The sequence below is a fragment of the Pseudomonas sp. BB438 genome, from assembly GCF_057180225.1.
In genome coordinates, this window is sequence record NZ_CM170001.1 from 2,367,245 (window position 1) to 2,385,498 (window position 18,254).

The 18,254-nt window shown below is 65.0% G+C and carries 15 protein-coding genes; 10 read left to right on the forward strand and 5 right to left on the reverse strand.

All coding sequences use genetic code 11. The annotated features are described in order from the left end of the window. Window positions 1-29: 29 nt before the first annotated feature. Window positions 30-1,631 (reverse strand): LysM peptidoglycan-binding domain-containing protein, encoded by a 1,602-nt coding sequence (locus AC1ZV1_RS11120; RefSeq protein ID WP_484296753.1) that lies wholly within the window; start codon window positions 1,629-1,631, stop codon window positions 30-32. Between the two features lie 79 nt (window positions 1,632-1,710). After that, window positions 1,711-2,505: a hydroxyacylglutathione hydrolase gene (gene gloB / locus AC1ZV1_RS11125; protein WP_484296754.1), complete on the reverse strand. Its 795-nt coding sequence runs from the start codon at window positions 2,503-2,505 to the stop codon at window positions 1,711-1,713. Between the two features lie 89 nt (window positions 2,506-2,594). Between gloB and AC1ZV1_RS11130 the strand changes: the two genes are divergently transcribed. The 9 genes from AC1ZV1_RS11130 (at window position 2,595) to nudC (ending at window position 14,530) form a co-directional block, all read left to right on the forward strand. Then, window positions 2,595-3,350 carry a class I SAM-dependent methyltransferase gene (locus AC1ZV1_RS11130; RefSeq protein ID WP_484297543.1) on the forward strand — a complete coding sequence of 252 codons (756 nt, stop codon included), beginning with the start codon at window positions 2,595-2,597 and terminating at the stop codon, window positions 3,348-3,350. A gap of 11 nt (window positions 3,351-3,361) precedes the next feature. Continuing rightward, window positions 3,362-3,805 (forward strand): ribonuclease HI, encoded by a 444-nt coding sequence (gene rnhA / locus AC1ZV1_RS11135; RefSeq protein WP_024763291.1) that lies wholly within the window; start codon window positions 3,362-3,364, stop codon window positions 3,803-3,805. A gap of 72 nt (window positions 3,806-3,877) precedes the next feature. Continuing rightward, entirely contained in the window at window positions 3,878-4,615 is a 738-nt protein-coding gene (dnaQ, locus tag AC1ZV1_RS11140) for a DNA polymerase III subunit epsilon (protein WP_484296755.1), read from the forward strand. 214 nt (window positions 4,616-4,829) lie between these two features. Further along, the gene (locus tag AC1ZV1_RS11145) at window positions 4,830-7,082 is read left to right on the forward strand and encodes an Orn/Lys/Arg family decarboxylase (protein WP_484296756.1); all 2,253 of its coding nucleotides are present in this window, start codon (window positions 4,830-4,832) and stop codon (window positions 7,080-7,082) included. Between the two features lie 106 nt (window positions 7,083-7,188). Further along, entirely contained in the window at window positions 7,189-9,375 is a 2,187-nt protein-coding gene (locus tag AC1ZV1_RS11150; RefSeq protein WP_484296757.1) for a putative bifunctional diguanylate cyclase/phosphodiesterase, read from the forward strand. A 191-nt stretch (window positions 9,376-9,566) separates the two neighbouring features. Then, window positions 9,567-10,910 (forward strand): amino acid permease, encoded by a 1,344-nt coding sequence (locus tag AC1ZV1_RS11155; protein WP_484296758.1) that lies wholly within the window; start codon window positions 9,567-9,569, stop codon window positions 10,908-10,910. A gap of 252 nt (window positions 10,911-11,162) precedes the next feature. After that, window positions 11,163-11,975 (forward strand): crotonase/enoyl-CoA hydratase family protein, encoded by an 813-nt coding sequence (locus AC1ZV1_RS11160; RefSeq protein ID WP_484296759.1) that lies wholly within the window; start codon window positions 11,163-11,165, stop codon window positions 11,973-11,975. Between the two features lie 42 nt (window positions 11,976-12,017). Beyond that, window positions 12,018-13,691, forward strand: coding sequence for a FimL-related protein (locus AC1ZV1_RS11165; protein WP_484296760.1), 1,674 nt, complete (start codon window positions 12,018-12,020; stop codon window positions 13,689-13,691). Next, window positions 13,691-14,530, forward strand: coding sequence for an NAD(+) diphosphatase (gene nudC / locus AC1ZV1_RS11170; RefSeq protein ID WP_484296761.1), 840 nt, complete (start codon window positions 13,691-13,693; stop codon window positions 14,528-14,530). Before AC1ZV1_RS11165 ends, nudC begins: the two co-directional genes overlap by 1 nt. 22 nt (window positions 14,531-14,552) lie before the next feature. On the opposite strand, the gene AC1ZV1_RS11175 is transcribed toward nudC, so the two are convergent. Beyond that, complete coding sequence (locus tag AC1ZV1_RS11175) at window positions 14,553-15,335, reverse strand: TSUP family transporter (protein ID WP_484296762.1); 783 nt, start codon at window positions 15,333-15,335, stop codon at window positions 14,553-14,555. Between the two features lie 158 nt (window positions 15,336-15,493). On the opposite strand from AC1ZV1_RS11175, the gene AC1ZV1_RS11180 reads away from it, so the two are divergent. Next, window positions 15,494-16,138: a hypothetical protein gene (locus tag AC1ZV1_RS11180; RefSeq protein WP_484296763.1), complete on the forward strand. Its 645-nt coding sequence runs from the start codon at window positions 15,494-15,496 to the stop codon at window positions 16,136-16,138. A 78-nt stretch (window positions 16,139-16,216) separates the two neighbouring features. On the opposite strand, the gene AC1ZV1_RS11185 is transcribed toward AC1ZV1_RS11180, so the two are convergent. Together AC1ZV1_RS11185 and AC1ZV1_RS11190 are read right to left on the reverse strand one after the other, a co-directional pair. After that, on the reverse strand, window positions 16,217-16,984 hold the full coding sequence (locus AC1ZV1_RS11185) for an SDR family oxidoreductase (RefSeq protein WP_484296764.1): 768 nt from the start codon (window positions 16,982-16,984) through the stop codon (window positions 16,217-16,219). A gap of 168 nt (window positions 16,985-17,152) precedes the next feature. Then, a complete protein-coding gene (locus AC1ZV1_RS11190) occupies window positions 17,153-18,220 on the reverse strand; it encodes a phosphotransferase family protein (RefSeq protein ID WP_484296765.1) in 1,068 nt (355 codons plus the stop codon). Between the last annotated feature and the right edge of the window lie 34 nt (window positions 18,221-18,254).

Below are 18,254 nucleotides of genomic sequence, written 5' to 3' on the forward strand. Positions count from 1 at the left end.
GGGCTGGGCGCCCCGGCGCAGGGTAAAACTCAGCGGCTGGCGGTATCCAGGTACAGCGTAATGGTCTGGCCTGGCTTCAGGGCCTGGCCGCTGCGCGGATTCCAGCGCTTGATGTGCTGCATCTCGACATTGAAGCGCTTGGCGATCAGGTACATCGAATCACCCTGCTTGACCTTGTAATAAGTCGCGTTGTCCTGCTTGGCCTTGCTGGTGGAGGCCAACTGCGTCGCAGTCGCCTTGCCGCCTTGCAGCGTGAGGGTCTGGCCGGGTTTCACGCCGTGACTGTCCAGCTTGTTCCAGCGCTTGATGTCGTCGACCGCGACATCGTTCTTCTTGGCGATCTGCCAGAGCGTGTCGCCGTTCTTCACGGTGTAGGTACGGCTGCTGGCGCGGGCGGCGGGAGCTGCCTTCGAACGATCCACCTGAGCCAGTTGGCGCGGGCTTTCCGGCTCGATGGTCGGGCGTCCGGGCTGGCCTGGGATGATCAAGGTCTGACCATTGCGCAGGCGGTTCGCGCTCAGGCGGTTGGCCGCCTTGAGTTCGGCCACGCTCAGGCGATAGCGCTGGGCGATGCTGTGCAGGCTGTCGCCTTTGCGAACGCGATAGTGCGCGTTGCTGGCCACCTTGATCTCCACCGGCTGCATGGTGGCGACGCCGGCCTTCAGGGTGTCGGCCTTGTCCAGCGGTACCAGCAGGTGGTGCGGGCCGTCCAGCGTCACGCCGCGCTTGAAGGCTGGGTTGAGCTGTTGCAGTTCGTCCTGGTCCAGGTCGGCCAGGGCGGCGACGCGGGACAGGTCCAGGCCCGGCTTGACGCGGATCGAGGTGAAGTAGGGCTGGTTGGCGATCGGGCTTAGGTTGATGCCATAGATGGTTGGCGCATTCACCAGCTGCGACAGGGCGAGCAGCTTGGGCACGTAGTCCTGGGTTTCCTGCGGCAGTGGCAGGTTCCAGTAGTCGGTGGGCAGGCCGAGGCGCTCGTTGCGCTCGATGGCACGGCTGACAGTCCCTTCGCCCGCATTGTAGGCGGCCAGAGCGAGCAGCCAGTCGCCGTTGAACATGTCGTGCAGGCGGGTCAGGTAGGTCAGTGCGGCGTTGGTCGACGCGGTGATGTCGCGGCGGCCGTCGTAGAAGTTGGTCTGGCGCAGGTTGAAGTGCGTGCCGGTGCTGGGGATGAACTGCCACAGGCCCACGGCCTGGGCACGCGACACGGCCATCGGGTTGTACGAACTCTCGATCACCGGCAGCAGCGCCAGCTCCAGCGGCATGTCGCGCTCTTCCAGGCGCTCGACGACATAGTGCATGTAGGGCGCACCGCGTTCGCTGGCGTTTTCCAGGAACGACTGGTTACTCATGAACCACAGGCGCTGGCGCTCGATGCGCGGGTTGGTGTCGATCTGATCCTGCAGCTGGAAGCCAACGCGCATGCGTTCCCAGATATCGTTCTGGGACTCGGTCCAGGCCGGATTGAACTGCACGTCAATGGCGCGGGAAGCACTGCGGGCCTGGTTGTCGCTGGTGGTCTGCGGGGTCGACTGGCAACCCGCCAGGCCCGCCGCGAGCAGGACAATGGAGACTCGGATGGCACGTGCCAATGCGTCTAGATCGGAGGTCTTTCTGGTCTTGGGCGGCATTGGCTGATGACTATGTCCGGGGCAAAAATTTCGGCGATTCTAGAAACCGAGCCTGCCCTGGTCAAGATTTCGCCAGTCTTCAGAACTGGTCCTTCCAGCGGCGAATGGTCGCAAAGACCTCCTCCGGAGTGCGGTTTTGCTGGCCGCTCCGCTCGTCGGCCATTTTCTTAACGGATGTTTCCGACACTCGAAGGAAGGGATTCGTCGCCCGCTCCAGGGCGATGGAGGACGGCAGGCTCATCTTTCCTGCTTCGCGCCAGCGACTGACCTCTTCGAAGCGCGCCAGCACCTCCGGATTCTGCGGCTCCACGGCGCACGCGAAACGCAGGTTGCTCAGGGTGTACTCATGGGCGCAGTACACCGACGTGTGGCCGGGCAGAGCGGCGAGCCGGCGCAGCGACGCATGCATCTGCGCTGGCGTGCCTTCGAACAGGCGACCGCACCCGGCGGCAAACAGGGTATCGCCGCAGAACAGCAGTGGTTGGCGTTCATCGTCATGGCTGTTCGCTGCATGGAAATAGGCAATGTGGCCGAGGGTATGGCCGGGCACGTGGATGACCGCGAACTCCAGGCCGAGCACGTCGACGCGATCACCGTCCTCCAGCGCCACATCACGTCCCGGGATCTTCTCGCCAGCCGGGCCCAGCACACGGGCGCCGGTCTCGGCCTTGAGACGGGCAACACCGCCGACATGATCCGCATGGTGATGGGTAATGATGATGTCGGTCAGCGTCCAGCCGGGGTGCGCCTGCAGCCATTGCTCGACCGGAGCGGCGTCGCCCGGGTCGACCACTGCGCATTCGCGGCGGGTCGCATCCTGCAACAGCCAGAGATAATTGTCGGAAAAGGCGGGTAGGGCATCTATCTGTATCATGGGTGGAGAATCGCCAAGTAGTGGGCATTGGCGCATAGTAGTGCGGATACACACTTTTGTGTCGCGCTGTCCCACAGGGGGTAGTGATGATCGAAGAACCCTTCGCCCAGGCCGATGCTGACTGGCTGGAGCTGATCGACCAGGCCCGCCACTGGCTGTCGGGGCCGATCGGCGGAATGATGCTCGCCGAAGAGCAGCAATTGCTGATCGACGAGCTGGAGCGCTATTTCGGCGGCTACCTGGTGCATTACGGGCCCCATGCGGAATTGCCGGCCAGCGTCGGCAACATCCAGCGTGGCGTTCGCCTTGGGCCGCCGTTGCCCGGCGTGGAGATCGCCTGTGACGAGGCGGCCTGGCCGCTGGGCGAGCATGCCGCTGACGTGGTGCTGCTGCAGCATGGCCTGGATTTCTGCCTGTCACCGCACCGACTGTTGCGCGAGGCCGCGCGCAGTGTGCGTCCCGGCGGTCACCTGCTGGTGGTCGGGGTGAATCCCAGGAGCGCCTGGGGCATCCGCCATTACTTCGCCCGCGACGCCCTGCGCCGCGCCCGCTGCATCTCGCCGAGCCGGGTCTGCGACTGGCTCAACCTGCTGGGCTTCGCGCTGGAGAAACGCCGCTTCGGGTGTTATCGTCCGCCGCTTGCATCGGCGAAATGGCAGGGCCGTCTGGCCCGCATGGAGACCTGGGGCCCCGTCCTGCAGGGCTCAGGCGCCGGCTTCTATCTATTGGTGGCGCGCAAGCTGGTGGTCGGTCTGCGGCCCCTGCGCCAGCCCCGTCGCGAGCCGCGCGGCCAACTGGTGCCGCTGCCGGTGGCCAAGGTCAGTCGCCGCGATTCCGAGTCCTGAAAGCGAACCCAATGAGCGAAGAGAAAGTCGAGATCTATACCGATGGCGCCTGCAAGGGCAACCCGGGCCCGGGGGGCTGGGGCGCCGTGCTGTTCTACAAGGGTGCCGAGCGCGAGCTGTGGGGCGGCGAGGCCGAAACCACCAACAACCGCATGGAGCTGATGGCAGCCATCATGGCCCTGGCCGCGCTCAAGCGGCATTGCGACGTGCGTATCGTCACCGACTCGCAATACGTTATGCAGGGCATCACCGAGTGGATGGTCAACTGGAAGAAGCGCGGCTGGAAGACTGCCGCCAAGCAGCCGGTGAAGAACGCCGACCTGTGGCAGGCGCTGGATGAGCAGGTAAACCGGCATACTGTCGAATGGCGCTGGGTGCGCGGCCACACCGGCCACCCCGGCAATGAGCGCGCCGACATGCTCGCCAACCGTGGCGTGAGCGAACTGCCTCGCTGAGTGTCCGGCTCCAGGAATTACAGCAGCCCGGCGTAAGCCGGGCTGATCAACCGCAAGAAGGTTTCACACAGAATGCGTAGCGTCGTACTCGACACCGAAACGACCGGTATGCCGGTCACTGACGGCCACCGGATCATCGAGATCGGTTGTGTCGAACTTGATGGTCGTCGCCTTACTGGCCGGCACTTCCACGTCTATCTGCAGCCCGATCGCGAGATCGACGAAGGCGCCATCGCGGTCCACGGCATCACCAACGAATACGTCAAGGACATGCCGCGCTTCCGTGAAGTGGCGGATGACTTCTTCGAGTTCATCAAGGGCGCCCAGCTGATCATCCACAACGCGGCGTTCGACGTTGGCTTCATCAACAACGAGTTCGCCCTGCTGGGGCAGACCGAGCGCGCGGATGTCGCCGACTACTGCGGTATCCTCGATACCCTGCTGATGGCCCGTGAGCGCCATCCGGGCCAGCGCAACAACCTTGACGCCCTGTGCAAGCGCTATGGCGTCGACAACTCCGGCCGCGACCTGCACGGCGCACTGCTCGACGCCGAGATTCTCGCCGACGTCTACCTGGCGATGACCGGTGGCCAGACCAGCCTGTCGCTGGCTGGCAATGGTGCGGAAGGTGATGGCAGCGGGCGCGCCACGGCCTCGGCGATCCGTCGCCTGGCGGCCGAGCGCGGGTTGACGCGGGTGATCCGCGCCAGTGATGCGGAAATCGAGGCGCATATTGCGCGCCTGGCGGTGATCGAGAAGTCCGCTGGCGGCCCGTCGCTGTGGGCGCAGATGGAAGCACCGAAGGAGTGATCTTTCTCGCTGCTTGAAAAAAGGCCCCTGACAGGGGCCTTTTTCGTTTCTGCGGCGTGCTCATGCCGGAACGCTATCGCATCGCCACGAGGGGGCGCCTGTCAGCCACGCGACGTTTTCTTACAGCCGTCAGTCGACCGCATTCCCCTACATTCCGTGAGCCCATACTCTGAAAGGGATCGACGCCAGTCGTACGTCTATTCAGGGGTTCACAATGTACAAAGACTTAAAATTCCCCATTCTCATCGTTCACCGCGACATCAAGGCCGATACCGTGGCTGGCGATCGGGTGAGGGATATCGCGCGGGAGTTGGAGCAGGACGGCTTCAGTATCCTCTCTACCGCCAGTTCCGCCGAGGGGCGCATCGTTGCCTCGACCCACCACGGCCTGGCCTGCATCCTGGTCGCCGCCGAGGGGGCGGGGGAGAACCAGCGTCTTCTGCAGGATGTGGTGGAGCTGATCCGCATGGCGCGGGTGCGCGCGCCGCAGTTGCCGATCTTCGCGCTCGGCGAGCAGATGACTATCGAGAACGCGCCCGCCGAGTCCATGGCGGATCTGCACCAGCTGCGCGGCATCCTCTACCTGTTCGAAGACACCGTGCCCTTTTTGGCCCGCCAGGTCAGCCGCGCCGCGCGCAAGTACCTGGAGGGCCTGCTGCCGCCATTCTTCCGCGCCCTGGTCGAGCATACCGCCCAGTCCAACTATTCCTGGCATACGCCCGGCCACGGCGGCGGCGTGGCCTATCGCAAGAGCCCGGTGGGGCAAGCGTTCCACCAGTTCTTCGGCGAGAACACGCTGCGCTCGGACCTGTCCGTCTCCGTGCCCGAGCTGGGCTCGCTGCTCGATCACACCGGTCCGCTGGCCGAGGCGGAGGCCCGCGCTGCGCGCAATTTCGGCGCTGACCACACGTTCTTCGTGATCAATGGCACTTCCACGGCGAACAAGATCGTCTGGCATTCGATGGTCTGTCGCGATGATCTGGTGCTGGTGGACCGCAACTGCCACAAGTCGATCCTCCATTCGATCATCATGACCGGCGCTATCCCGCTGTACCTGACGCCAGAGCGCAACGAGCTGGGCATCATCGGGCCGATCCCGCTGTCGGAGTTCAGTCGCGAATCGATTGCCGCGAAGATCGAGGCCAGCCCGCTGGCGCGTGGTCGCGAACCCAAGGTGCGGCTTGCGGTGGTGACCAACTCCACCTACGACGGCCTCTGCTACAACGCTCAGATGATCAAGCAGGCCCTGGGCGACAGCGTCGAGGTGCTGCATTTCGACGAGGCCTGGTACGCCTATGCGGCCTTCCACGAGTTCTACGCCGGTCGCTACGGCATGGGCACCCGCCGCGACGACAGCGGCCCGCTGGTGTTCACCACCCACTCCACGCACAAGATGCTCGCGGCCTTCAGCCAGGCTTCGATGATCCACGTACAGGATGCCGGCGCACGGCGTTTCGAGCAGGCGCGCTTCAACGAAGCCTTCATGATGCACATCTCCACCTCGCCGCAGTACGGCATCATCGCCTCGCTGGACGTGGCCTCGGCGATGATGGAGGGCCCGGCGGGTCGCTCGCTGATCCAGGAAACCTTCGACGAGGCCCTGAGCTTCCGCCGTGCCCTGGCCAATGTGCAGCAGAACCTCGCCGAGGACGACTGGTGGTTCTGCGTCTGGCAGCCACCGGGCGTGGAGGGCACCGACGAGGTGAAGACCCGCGACTGGGTGCTGGAGCCCAATGCCGACTGGCATGGCTTTGGCGATGCGGTAGAAGACTACGTGCTGCTCGACCCGATCAAGGTCACCCTGGCCACGCCGGGCCTGACCGCGGGTGGCCGTCTCGATTCGCGCGGGATTCCCGCGGCGGTGGTCAGCCGCTTCCTCTGGGAGCGCGGGCTGGTGGTCGAGAAGACCGGGCTCTATTCCTTCCTCGTGCTGTTTTCCATGGGGGTGACCAAGGGCAAGTGGAGCACCCTGGTCACCGAGCTGTTGGAGTTCAAGCGCAGCTACGATGCCAATCAGCCGCTGACGAGCGCGTTGCCCAGCGTCGCCCAGGCCGGCGGCGCGCGCTACGCGGGAATGGGCCTGCGCGACCTGTGCGACGAACTGCACCGCTGCTACCGCGACCACGCCACGGCCAAGGCGATGAAGCGCATGTACACCGTGCTGCCGGAAATCGCCATGCGCCCCGCGGATGCCTACGCCCAGCTGGTGCGCGGCGAGGTCGAGGCAGTGCCTATCGATCGGTTGGAAGGGCGTATCGCCGCGGTGATGCTGGTGCCATATCCGCCAGGTATCCCGCTGATCATGCCGGGTGAGCGGTTCACCGAATCCACCCGTTCCATACTCGATTACCTGGCCTTCGCGCAGAGTTTCGAGCGCAACTTCCCCGGTTTCGATTCTGACGTCCATGGCCTGCAGGTGCGCGAGGTAGACGGCGAGAAGCGCTACACCGTGGAGTGCTGCAAGTGACCGTCCGGCTCCTGGCAGCAGTGACATACATCACTGTATGAAAAGTGGAACTATCCTTGTGCGCATCGGTAAAGGGAGAAATTGAGGAAAAAGGGAGGTTTCCCCTATGCGCTGTCCCGTGACGTTGCCGAACGAGAGCGAGCGCCTGAGCGCGCTCGCCGATTACGGTTTCGACGACGAAAGCCTGCTGCCCAGCCTTGATCCGGTGGTGCAGATCGCCGTACGCATGTTCGGTATGCCGGTTGCAGCGGTGAACATGATCGGCAGTGACCATGTCTTCTTCGCCGCTGCCACCGGTATCGGCGACGTGGATATGGGCCGCGACGTTTCCTTCTGCGCCCATGCCATCGCCCAGGATGGCGTCATGGTCGTGGGCGATGCCAGCCGCGACGAACGCTTCCACGACAACCCGCTGGTGACCCGGCCCAACGGCGTGCGCTTCTATGCGGGCGTGCCGCTGCTGTCGGTGGATGGGCAGCCGCTGGGTGCCCTGTGCATCATCGATAGCAAGCCCCACGAGGACTTTTCCGGTGACGACCGCGATCGTCTGGTCGAGCTGGCGCGCATGGCGTCGGACCGGCTCGAGCTGCGTCGCATCGAGGTCGCCTCGTCGCGTACCCGGCCGCTGTTCGAGGAGTATGCCGGCACCTCGCCGACGCCCGTCGTCTGGTTCGATTGCTGGGGCGAGATCGGCGCCTGGAACGAAGCGGCGGCCAACCTGTTCGGCTACGACCTGATCGAGGGCAGCGGCCAATCCTTCGAGTTGCTGCTGCCCGAACGCAATCGTTCGGGGTTCCGTGCCCTGATCAGTGGGGCCAGTGATGCTACGTCGCTGGACGGCATGGCCGTGCCGGGAGAGATCGTCGGGGTACGCAAGGATGGCTCCGAAATCTCCCTGGGACTGACGCTGTTCAGCTGGACGGAGAAGGGCAAGCTCAAGTTCGAAGCGGTGCTCAAGGACCTCACCGCCCGCCACCTGGAAGAGGAGGCGCTGCGCCAACTGGCCAGCGTCGATGTGCTCACCGGCCTGGCCAACCGGGGCCAGTTCTACCGGCGCACCGAGGAAGTACTGGTACAGTCGCGCCCGGCGGCGGTGCTGATGATCGACCTGGACGGCTTCAAGGACGTCAACGACTCCCTCGGCCATGCCGTGGGCGATGGCATCCTGCGGCAGGTCGCGGAGCGGCTGGATCGGCTGGCCACCGCGGGCGCCACGGTGGCGCGGATCGGCGGCGACGAGTTCGCCATCCTCGAGCCGAACCTGCTGTCCCCCGAACATGCCATGCGGTTCGCTCAGGCGGTGATCGCCAGCATTGCCGAACCCATCGTCATCGATGCCCATGAAGTGCGGGTCGCCGCCAGTTGCGGCGTGGCGCTGGCGCCGTTGCACGCCCAGGAAGCACTGGAGCTGGTGGGTGACGCTGATCTGGCGCTGTTCAAGGCGAAGATCAGCGGGCGCAGCCATGCCTTCGTGTTCGTCCCGGCGTTGAAGATGGAGGCGGCGGCGCGGCACCTCTATGGCATGGAGTTGCACCGTGCGGTGGCCAATGGGGAGTTCCTGTTGTTCTACCAGCCCCAGGTCAGCCTGCGCGATGGCTCGCTGCGTGGCGCCGAGGCACTGATCCGCTGGCAGCACCCGCAACGTGGGTTGCTGTCGCCAGCGGCATTTCTGCCGTCACTGGAGGGGGGGCCGCTGGCAGCGATCGTCGGGGCCTGGATACTGGATGAAGCCTGCGCGCAGGCCGCGTACTGGCGGCGCAATGGCGCGCCCGACCTGCGCATGGGCGTCAATCTGTTCGGCGCGCAGTTCCGCATGGGCAATCTGGTCACGCAGGTGCTCGAAGCGCTCGAGCGGCATGGCCTGCCGGCGGAAGCGCTGGAGCTGGAGATCACCGAGAACATTGTGCTCAATCACGACGACACCGTGTTGAGTACCCTGCAGAGCCTGCGCTCCTATGGAGTCGGTATCGCTTTCGACGATTTCGGCACCGGCTACGCCTCCCTCAGCCTGCTCAAGACCTACCCGCTGAGCCGCATCAAGATCGACCGCTCCTTCGTCATCGGCATGCTGGAGACCCAGCAGGACCTCTCGGTGATCCGCGCGATCCTCGACATGGCGCGCAGCTTCGACCTGGAAACCATCGCCGAGGGCATCGAAACCTCCGCCCAGCGGGATCGCCTGCGTGCTGAACGCTGCACCGAAGGGCAGGGCTACCTGTTCGCCAAACCGATGCCTTCACTGCAGTTCGAGCAGCACTACGAACTCGGTACGCGCCAGGTCGGCTCCGCCTGAGCGGCGGAAATTCTGCAGCCGCATTGACCGCGCGGGGCGAAATCGCTCGAAACGAGCGGCCTCACCCTGCAAAACGGTTTCCTCCTTTGCCCGGCGCTGTCTACCCTGTAGGACAGATCGCCGCTCTGCGTCTTCGTGAAGGGCAGGGCGCTCAAACGAAAACACGGATCGCGGGCTTCTAAGGAGCGCAGATGGCGGAAGCGAAAAAGGGCAGCATGGGGTTCTGGAGCTGCACCGCGCTGGTGGTTGGCAACATGGTGGGGTCGGGGGTGTTCCTGTTGCCGTCGAGTCTGGCGGCGTTCGGCGGGCTCAGCCTGTTCGGCTGGCTGGTGTCGAGCACCGGGGCTGTGATCCTCGCCTTCACCTTCGCCCGACTGGCGCGACTCAATCCTGGCGCTGGCGGGCCCTATGCCTATACCCGTGACGGCTTCGGCAGTTTCGCCGGTTATCTCTGCGCCTGGACGTACTGGAAAGCCGCCTGGATCGGCAACGCCGCCATCGCCGTGACCCTGGTCGGCTACCTGCGGGTGTTCATCCCGGCGCTCGCCGATCCGCTGCTGATGGTCGCCACGGCCATCGGCGCCATCTGGCTGTGCACCCTGATCAACCTGCGCGGTATCACCGCCTTCGCCCTGGTGCAGAACTGCCTGACCGCGCTCAAGCTGATCCCGCTGCTGCTGGTGGGCATTCTCGGCTGGTTCCACTTCAATCCCGACTACCTGACCATCCCGGCGCCCAGCGAGCTGCCGAACATGGGGTATGCCCAGGCGATCGCCACCACGGCGGCGCTGACGCTGTGGTCCTTCATCGGCCTGGAATCGGCGACCGTGCCGGCGGACGATGTACGCGACCCGAAGAAGACCATCCCTCGCGCCACGCTGTTCGGTACCCTCGCCGCCGCTGCGGTCTACATCCTGTCGATCACCGCCGTGCAGGGCCTGATGCCGCCGGAAGTGCTGGCCAAGTCCACATCGCCCTTCGCCGATGCCGCGCGCATTCTGTTGGGCACCTGGGGCTATTACCTGGTCGCTGGCGGCGCGGTGATCGCCTGCCTGGGCGCGCTCAACGGCTGGGTGCTGCTGCAGGGGCAGATTCCGGTGGCGCCGGCCCGCGACGGGCTGTTTCCCGAATCTCTGGGCAAGCTCAACAAGAACGGCGCGCCAGCCAATGGCCTGCTGTCCTCCGGGCTGCTGGTCACTGCGCTGGTGATGGTCGATGGCCATGGCGAACTGGTGGAAGTGTTCAACGTCATCATCCTGCTGGGCACCATGACCGGCGTCGTGCCCTACGCCTTCTGCACCGCTGCGCTGCTGCAACTGCTCGCGACCAAGCCGGAATCATTCTCCCCGCGTTCGCGCCCGCAGGTGCTGGCCATTGGTTGCCTGGGCTTCCTCTACTCGCTGTGGGCGTTGTACGGCACCGGCGAGCAAGCAATCTTCTGGGGCTTCCTGGTGTTCATGGCGGGTATCCCGATGTACACCTGGCGCCAGTACCGCAACCGCGCACAGGGGCTACCGTTGGCCGCGGGCGACTGATTGCCGCGGCGGTCGCGTTCCAGCCAGATCAAGCACTTGGTGGCTGATTTGCGAGCCAATTCGCAGCCGATGCCGTGGCCTGTGTCACAGACCCTGGCATCGACTTTTGGTCTTGCCTTGTTATAGTGACGCGATTTCCGACATCTATTTCCCACACGAATAGAAAAGACCCGAATAAGAACTGTTGGCCCGGGCTCCAGCGGCAGTGCGCCGCACCCAGTCGAGAAGCAGGGCATACCCGAGGACATCCCCGTGACCGAATACAAAGCTTTCCGCGTCGAGCTGGCGGACAAGATCGCCCATGTGCAGATCAATCGCCCGGAAAAACTCAACGCGATGAACGCCGATTTCTGGAAGGAAATCATCGATATCTTCCAATGGGCCGATGAAACGGATGAAGTCCGTGTCGTCGTCCTCAGCGGCGCCGGCAAGCACTTTTCCGCCGGCATCGACCTCGCCCTGCTGGCCCAGGCCGCCAGCCACCTGGGCAAGGACGTCGGCCGCAACGCCCGCGCCCTGCGCAGGACCATCCTGCAGTTGCAGGGCTCCTTCAACGCCGTGGACCAGTGCAGCAAGCCGGTCCTCGCGGCGATCCAGGGTTACTGCATCGGCGGTGGCATCGACCTGATTTCCGCCTGCGACATGCGCTACTGCAGTGCGGACGCGCAGTTCTCCATCAAGGAGATCGACATGGGCATGGCAGCCGATGTCGGCACCCTGCAGCGCCTGCCACGGCTGATCGGCGACGGCATCATGCGTGAGCTGGCCTATACCGGCCGCAACGTGAACGCCGAGGAAGCCCAGCGCATCGGCCTGGTCAACAGCATCTATGCCGACCATTCCGCGCTGCTCGACGGTGTCATGGATCTGGCCCGGCAGATCGCCGCCAAGTCGCCGATCGCCATCCGCGGCACCAAGGAAATGATCGGCTATGCCCGCGACCACCGTGTCGAGGACGGCCTGGAATACATCGCCACCTGGAACGCGGCCATGCTGCAGTCCGCCGACCTGCAGGTCGCCATGATGGCGCACATGAGCAAGAAGACCCCCGAGTTTGTCGATTGATGTCCGTCCACTCTTCTTGCGCGCAGGAGGCGCACTAGACCGATGGTTACTGGAGCCACGTCCCTCAGTCTGGTCCGCGATGAACTGTTCGCGACGATGGAGGAGGCCGAGCAGAATCTCGAGCACTTCATCGCCGAGCGTCAGAACGGCAGCCTGCTGCAACATTCCGTCGATTGCCTGAGCCAGATCCGCGGCACGCTGAACCTCATCGAACTGGCCGGCGCCGAGCTGCTGGCGCAGGAAGCGCTGGACCTGGCCACCGACATCCCGGCTGGCGTCAGCGAAGACCGCGACGGCCAACTGGCGGCCCTCGGCAATGCGCTTTATGTGCTGCGCCGCTACCTGGAAAACCTCGAAGCGCACCGCCAGGAAATCCCCGAGCTGCTGCTACCGGCGATCAATGACGTGCGCCAGGCCGCCGGCCAGCCCGCGCTGCCGGAAAGCTTCTTCTTCAGCGCGCGCCTGGACCTGCCGCGCCCGCTGCGCGCCGTCAACGTACCGCAGGTGGATGACCCGGCCCGCGAAGTCCGTCGCCTGCGGCAGATGTACCAGGTCGGCCTGGTAGGTCTGATCCGCGAACAGAATCTCTACCCCAGCCTCAAGCTCATGGGGCGCGCCCTCGGCAAGCTCGATGTGCTGCTGGGCAGCGCTGTGCGTACCCGCCTGTGCTGGGTCGGCGCCGGTGCGCTGGAAGCGCTGGTCGATGCGCAGATGCTGCCGCGCAAGACGCGCAAGCAGGTGTTCGCACGGCTGGATCGCGAGCTCAAGCAACTGATCGCCAACCCGCAGTACGAAGCGCCGCGGCAATTGCTCAAGGAACTGCTCTATCTCACCACCCTGGCAGATACCAGCGGCGTGCGCGCCACCGAGCTGCGCCAGGTGTTCGGCCTGGCCCCGCTGCCGTTCACCGATCATCTGCTCGAGGATGAGTCGCAGCGCCTGTCCGGACCTGGCCAGTCGGTGATGCGCTCGCTGTCGGTGGCGATCCGCGAGGAACTCACTGCGGTGAAGGACCAGCTCGACCTGATCGAGCGCGGCGTGTCCCAGGTCGATGCGCTGGGTACCCTGCATACTCAGTTGGGCAAGCTGGCCAAGACCCTGGGCATGGTCGGCCTGAACTCTGCCGCCACCTCGCTGCAGCACCAGCATGGCGTGGTCGCCGGCTGGGTCGCCAAGGGTGCGGCGGACGAGCCGGCCGCGCTCAACGCGCTGGCCGATGCGCTGCTGTACGTCGAGAGCATGGTTGGCAACCTGGAGCGGGGCGAGCGCATGAGTGCGCGTCCGGCCCCGGTAGGGGAGGATGACTCCTTTGCCGTGCACCAGCTCGCCGAAGCGCGCATCGTGGTGATCGACGAAGCCCAGGCGGGCCTGGCGCTGGCCAAGCGCGCGATCACCGCGTACCTGGAATCCAACGGTGACAAGCTGCACCTGGCCAACGTCCCGGTCAGCCTGCAGGCGGTTCGCGGAGGCCTGTGGTTCCTCGGACAGGAGCGTGCGGCATTGCTCGTGGGCGCTTGTGCCGATTACATTCAGGGGCAGATGATCGAGACGACCCAGATGCCGTCCGAGCAGATGCTGGAGACCCTGGCGGATGCGCTGACCGGCCTGGAGTACTACCTGGAGGGTGGAGCCATGATGCGGCCTGAAGGCCAACCCGACGTCCTGGACGTCGCCAGCGAGAGCGTCAAGGCCCTGGGCCTGACGGTGGCAGCCTGATGCGTACCGGGCGCTGGGAATCTTCGATGTTCGAAGTGGCGGCGAACGGCGGCTGGGCGCTCGCCCATTGCCAGCAGCAGTTCCTCGCCGACAGCAACGGTGTGCTGTTCCCCCGCGATTGGCTCAAGCGCCAGGACCTTGCAGTGCTCTCCGAACATGCCGTCGGCCAGTTCGATGGCGAGCCGGTGTACCTGCTGGAAATCGACCGTACCGATCCGCTGGAGGGCGCCAGCTGGATCGGCCTGCGCCAGTTCATGATGCAGGCCGAGGAAGACCTCTTCGCGATGCTCGGCTTCGCCAGCCAGATCGGTATCTGGTGGCGCCAGCACCGTTTCTGCGGCAGCTGCGGCCAGCCCAACCAGCGCATGCCCCGCGACCGCGCCATGCACTGCGAGAGCTGCGGCATCCAGCGTTACCCGTTGCTGTCGCCGAGCATGATCGTGCTGGTGACCCGTGGCGATGAAGTCTTGCTGGCGCGTTCGCCTCGCTTCGTGCCGGGGATGTACAGCACCCTGGCCGGCTTCGTCGAGCCGGGTGAGTCGGTGGAGCACTGCGTCGCGCGTGAAGTGCGCGAAGAGGTGGGTGTCGAGATCGGCAATATCCGCTACATGGGCAGCCAGCCCTGGCCGTTCCCGCATTCCCTGATGTTCGGCTACCACGCCGAGTACGTCAGCGGCGAGATCGTCATGCAGCCGGACGAAATCGAGGACGCCCGCTGGTTCCATGTCGACGAGCTGCCGCGCTTGCCGGCCGAGCGCTCCATCGCCCGCTACCTGATCGAGGTCTACCTGGCGCGCCGCGCCGGTCGTCCCGATCCTGTCCTGCCCGGCGGCGCCTGAGTTCAGGCGCCGCACCTGCCCATCAGGCGGCGGCGCTGAACCAGTGCTGCCAGGCCAGGCGCACGGTCAGCGCCAGCACCACCAGGATGAATACCGGACGGATGAACTTGGCGCCGCCGCCAATCGCCGTGCGTGCGCCGAAGTAGGCGCCGATCATCAGCGAACTGCCCATGCACAGGCCCATCAGCCAGACCACCTGCCCCGAGGCGATGAACACCGCCAGGGCGACGATGTTGCTGACGAAGTTCATGCTGCGCGCCACACCGCTGGCGCGTACCAGGTCCAGCGGATACATCAGCAGGCTGCTGACGGTCCAGAAGGCGCCGGTGCCCGGGCCGGCCACGCCGTCGTAGAAGCCCAGGCCAAGGCCTTGCGGCCACTGGCGGCGCTGGGCGATGCGCGGATTGGCATCCAGCGGCGCCTCCGGCGTCTTGCCGAACAGCAGGTACAGGCCGCAACCGAAGACCACCACCGGCAGCATGCGGTTGAGCCACTCCGCCGGCATCAGGTGCGCAGCCCAGGCGCCCAGTGCGGCGCCGATGGCCGTGGCGATCAGGCCGTTGCGCCATTGGCGTGGCTGGAACAGTTTGCGGCGGTAGAAGGTGTAGCTGGCTACGGCGGCGCCGAAGGTCGAGCTCAACTTGTTGGTGCCCAGCGCCAGGTGCGGCGGGACGCCTGCGGTGAGCAGGGCAGGGATGGTCAGCAGGCCACCGCCGCCGGCAATGGCGTCGATGAAGCCGGCAAGGAAGGCGACGCCGGCGAGGATGACGAGGGTGGTCGGGTCTACGACGAGTTCGAAGGGCATGGGGTTAGCCTTGATCAGGAGCCCGCGGCGCCACTCTTTTGTAAAGAGCGGGTGGCATAGGAAACGTTAACGGGCCCGAAAGCTGCGACGGTCTGGCTGGCCGCGCAGGTACGCGGTGCGCATAATGCCGGCATTTCTACGAGGAAGGAAATCATTCGATGCAGTATGACGGTCTGGCCTGGGTCGTTGCCCTGGTGGCGCTGTTGGCCCTGGTGGTGGCCGCCCGCATTCTGTTCGACCGTCACTGGTTCCTCGGCTGGCTGCGGGGCACGGCGGGGATGCTGTTCGTGGCCGTCGCCGCGCTGGTGGCGCTGGTGGCCTGGGATCTGCGCAGCTACGACCCGCTGCCGGCGGAGCGTCCGCTGGCGACGCTGAGCTTCCACAAGGTCGGTGAGCAGCGCTTTGAGGTGACGCTGCTGCAGGGAGACGAGGAGCGTCGCGTGGAGCTGGCCGGTGATCTCTGGCAGCTGGACGCGCGGGTGCTGGAGTGGAAAGGGCTGGCACGGCTGATCGGCCTGGTGCCGGGCTACCGCCTGCAGGACCTCAGTGGTCGCTTCCTGGCCGTGGAGCAGCAGAGCCTGGGGCGCAAGGTGGCGCTGGCGGATGACGTACTGGGTATCGACCTGTGGCGCTGGCTGCGCGACGGCCAGCATGATTTGCTGACGTTCGTGCCCAAGGCCGGGCGGGTGAACTACCTGCCGATGGCGGAGCAGGCGGTGTTCGCGGTGCGCTACGGCGCAGGTGGGCTGACTGCCGAGCCGATGAATGCGGCGGCGAACCAGGCGCTGAAAGACTGGCAGTGAACGCTGCTACGAAAAGCCCAGGTTCCGTCCATGAAAAAGGGAGCCAATCTGCTCCCTTTTTCATGGACGCGATATCGCTTAGGCGAGGAAGCCGCCGTCCACGTTCAGCGTCACACCGGTGGTATAGCTGGACGCATCGCTGGCAAGGTACAGAACGGCACCGGCCATTTCGCTCGGGTCGGCCACGCGCTTGAGCGGGATGCGCTGCAGGGCGATGTTGCGGATGGCGTCGTTGCTCACCAGCGCCGAAGCAAACTTGGTGTCGGTCAGGCCCGGCAGCAGGGCGTTGCAGCGGATGCCGAACTGCGCGCATTCCTTGGCGAAGACCTTGGTCATGCTGATCACCGCGGCCTTGGTCACCGAGTAGATGCCCTGGAAGTCGCCCGGGGTGACGCCATTGACCGAGGCGACGTTGATGATGCTGCCGCCGCCGTTCGCCTTCATCAGCTTGCCGCCTTCGATGGACATGAAGTAGTAGCCGCGGATGTTCACGTCGACGGTCTTCTGGAAGGCCGACAGGTCGGTGTCCAGTACGTTGCAGAACTGCGGATTGGTGGCAGCGTTGTTGACCAGGATGTCCAGGCGGCCGAACTGCTCGCGGATCTGTGCGAAGACGGCCTGGATCTGCTCCATCTCGCCGATGTGGCAGGCAATCGCGGTGGCCTTGCCGCCCGCGGCGATGATCTCGTCAGCTACGGCCTGGCAGCCGTCGATCTTGCGGCTGGAGACGATGACGTGGGCGCCCTGTTGGGCCAGCAGCTTGGCGATGGCTTCGCCGATGCCACGGCTGGCGCCGGAAACGAAGGCGATCTTGCCGTCGAGGTCGAACAGTTGGGTCTTGGACATGGATATTCTCCTTGTTATAGGGCTCCGAGAGCCGACTGGCGATCGGCTGCGCGTCGGCCGTACTGCGTTGGAAGCCGGACTCAGATGCTCATTTACAATCGGTAAACTCCGCTCTTCGCCCGGCCTCCGCCTTGTACGGCTCTAGCTCGCCAGATCGACAGCCGACTCTCACAGGCGGGACTTGCCGATGACCTGCAGGCTCACCTGTTCCAGCAGCTTGTTGGCGTGGATGAAGGTGGCGAAGCGTTTGTCCTGGGTCTGGCCGTGGAAGAAGCGGTAGTAGATCTGCTGCATGATGCCGGCCAGGCGGAACAGGCCGTAGGTGTAGTAGTAATCGAGGTTGTCGATCTGGATGCCGGCACGCTCGGCGTAGTAGTCGGCGAACTGCTGGCGGGTCAGCATGCCCGGCTCGTGGCTCGGCTGGCGGCGCAGCATCTGCATGGGCTGCGGGTCGTCGGCCTGGATCCAGTAGGCGAGGGTGTTGCCCAGGTCCATCAGCGGATCGCCGATGGTGGTCATTTCCCAGTCGAGTACGCCGATGATCTGCATCGGGTTGTTCGGGTCGAGGATAACGTTGTCGAAGCGGTAGTCGTTATGGACGATGCCCGGCTTGGGGTGGTCGGCCGGCATCTTCTCGCGCAGCCACTCCTTCACCTGTTCCCAGGCCGGTGCGTCAGGGGTCAGGGATTTCTCGTAGCGATCGATCCAGCCGCCGATCTGGCGCTGCACATAGCCTTCCGGCTTGCCCAGATCGCCCAGGCCGCAGGCGTTGTAGTCGACGTTGTGCAGGTCGACGAACTTGTCGATGAAGCTCTTGCACAGCGCAGTGGTCTTGTCGGCGTCGAGGTTCAGCTCCTTGGGCAGGTCGCTGCGCAGGATGATGCCGTTAACCCGCTCCATCACATAGAACTCGGCGCCGATCACCGATTCGTCGGTGCAGTAGGTGTACGCCTTGGGGCAGTAGGGGAAACCGTCCTTGAGCTGATTGAGGATGCGGTACTCGCGCCCCATGTCGTGGGCCGACTTGGCCTTCTTGCCGAAGGGGGGACGACGCAGCACCAGTTCCTGGTTGTCGTACTGGATCAGGTAGGTCAGGTTCGAGGCGCCGCCGGGGAACTGGCTGATGCGCGGCTGACCCTGCAGGCCGGGGATGTGGTCCTTGAGGTAGCCGTCGATCACGGCGGCATCGAGTTCTTCGCCTTCGCGGGAGCGGATGGTCTGGTCGGTCAACGACATGCTGGTCCCTTTTTATCTAGGAGCTCGTCTTGTA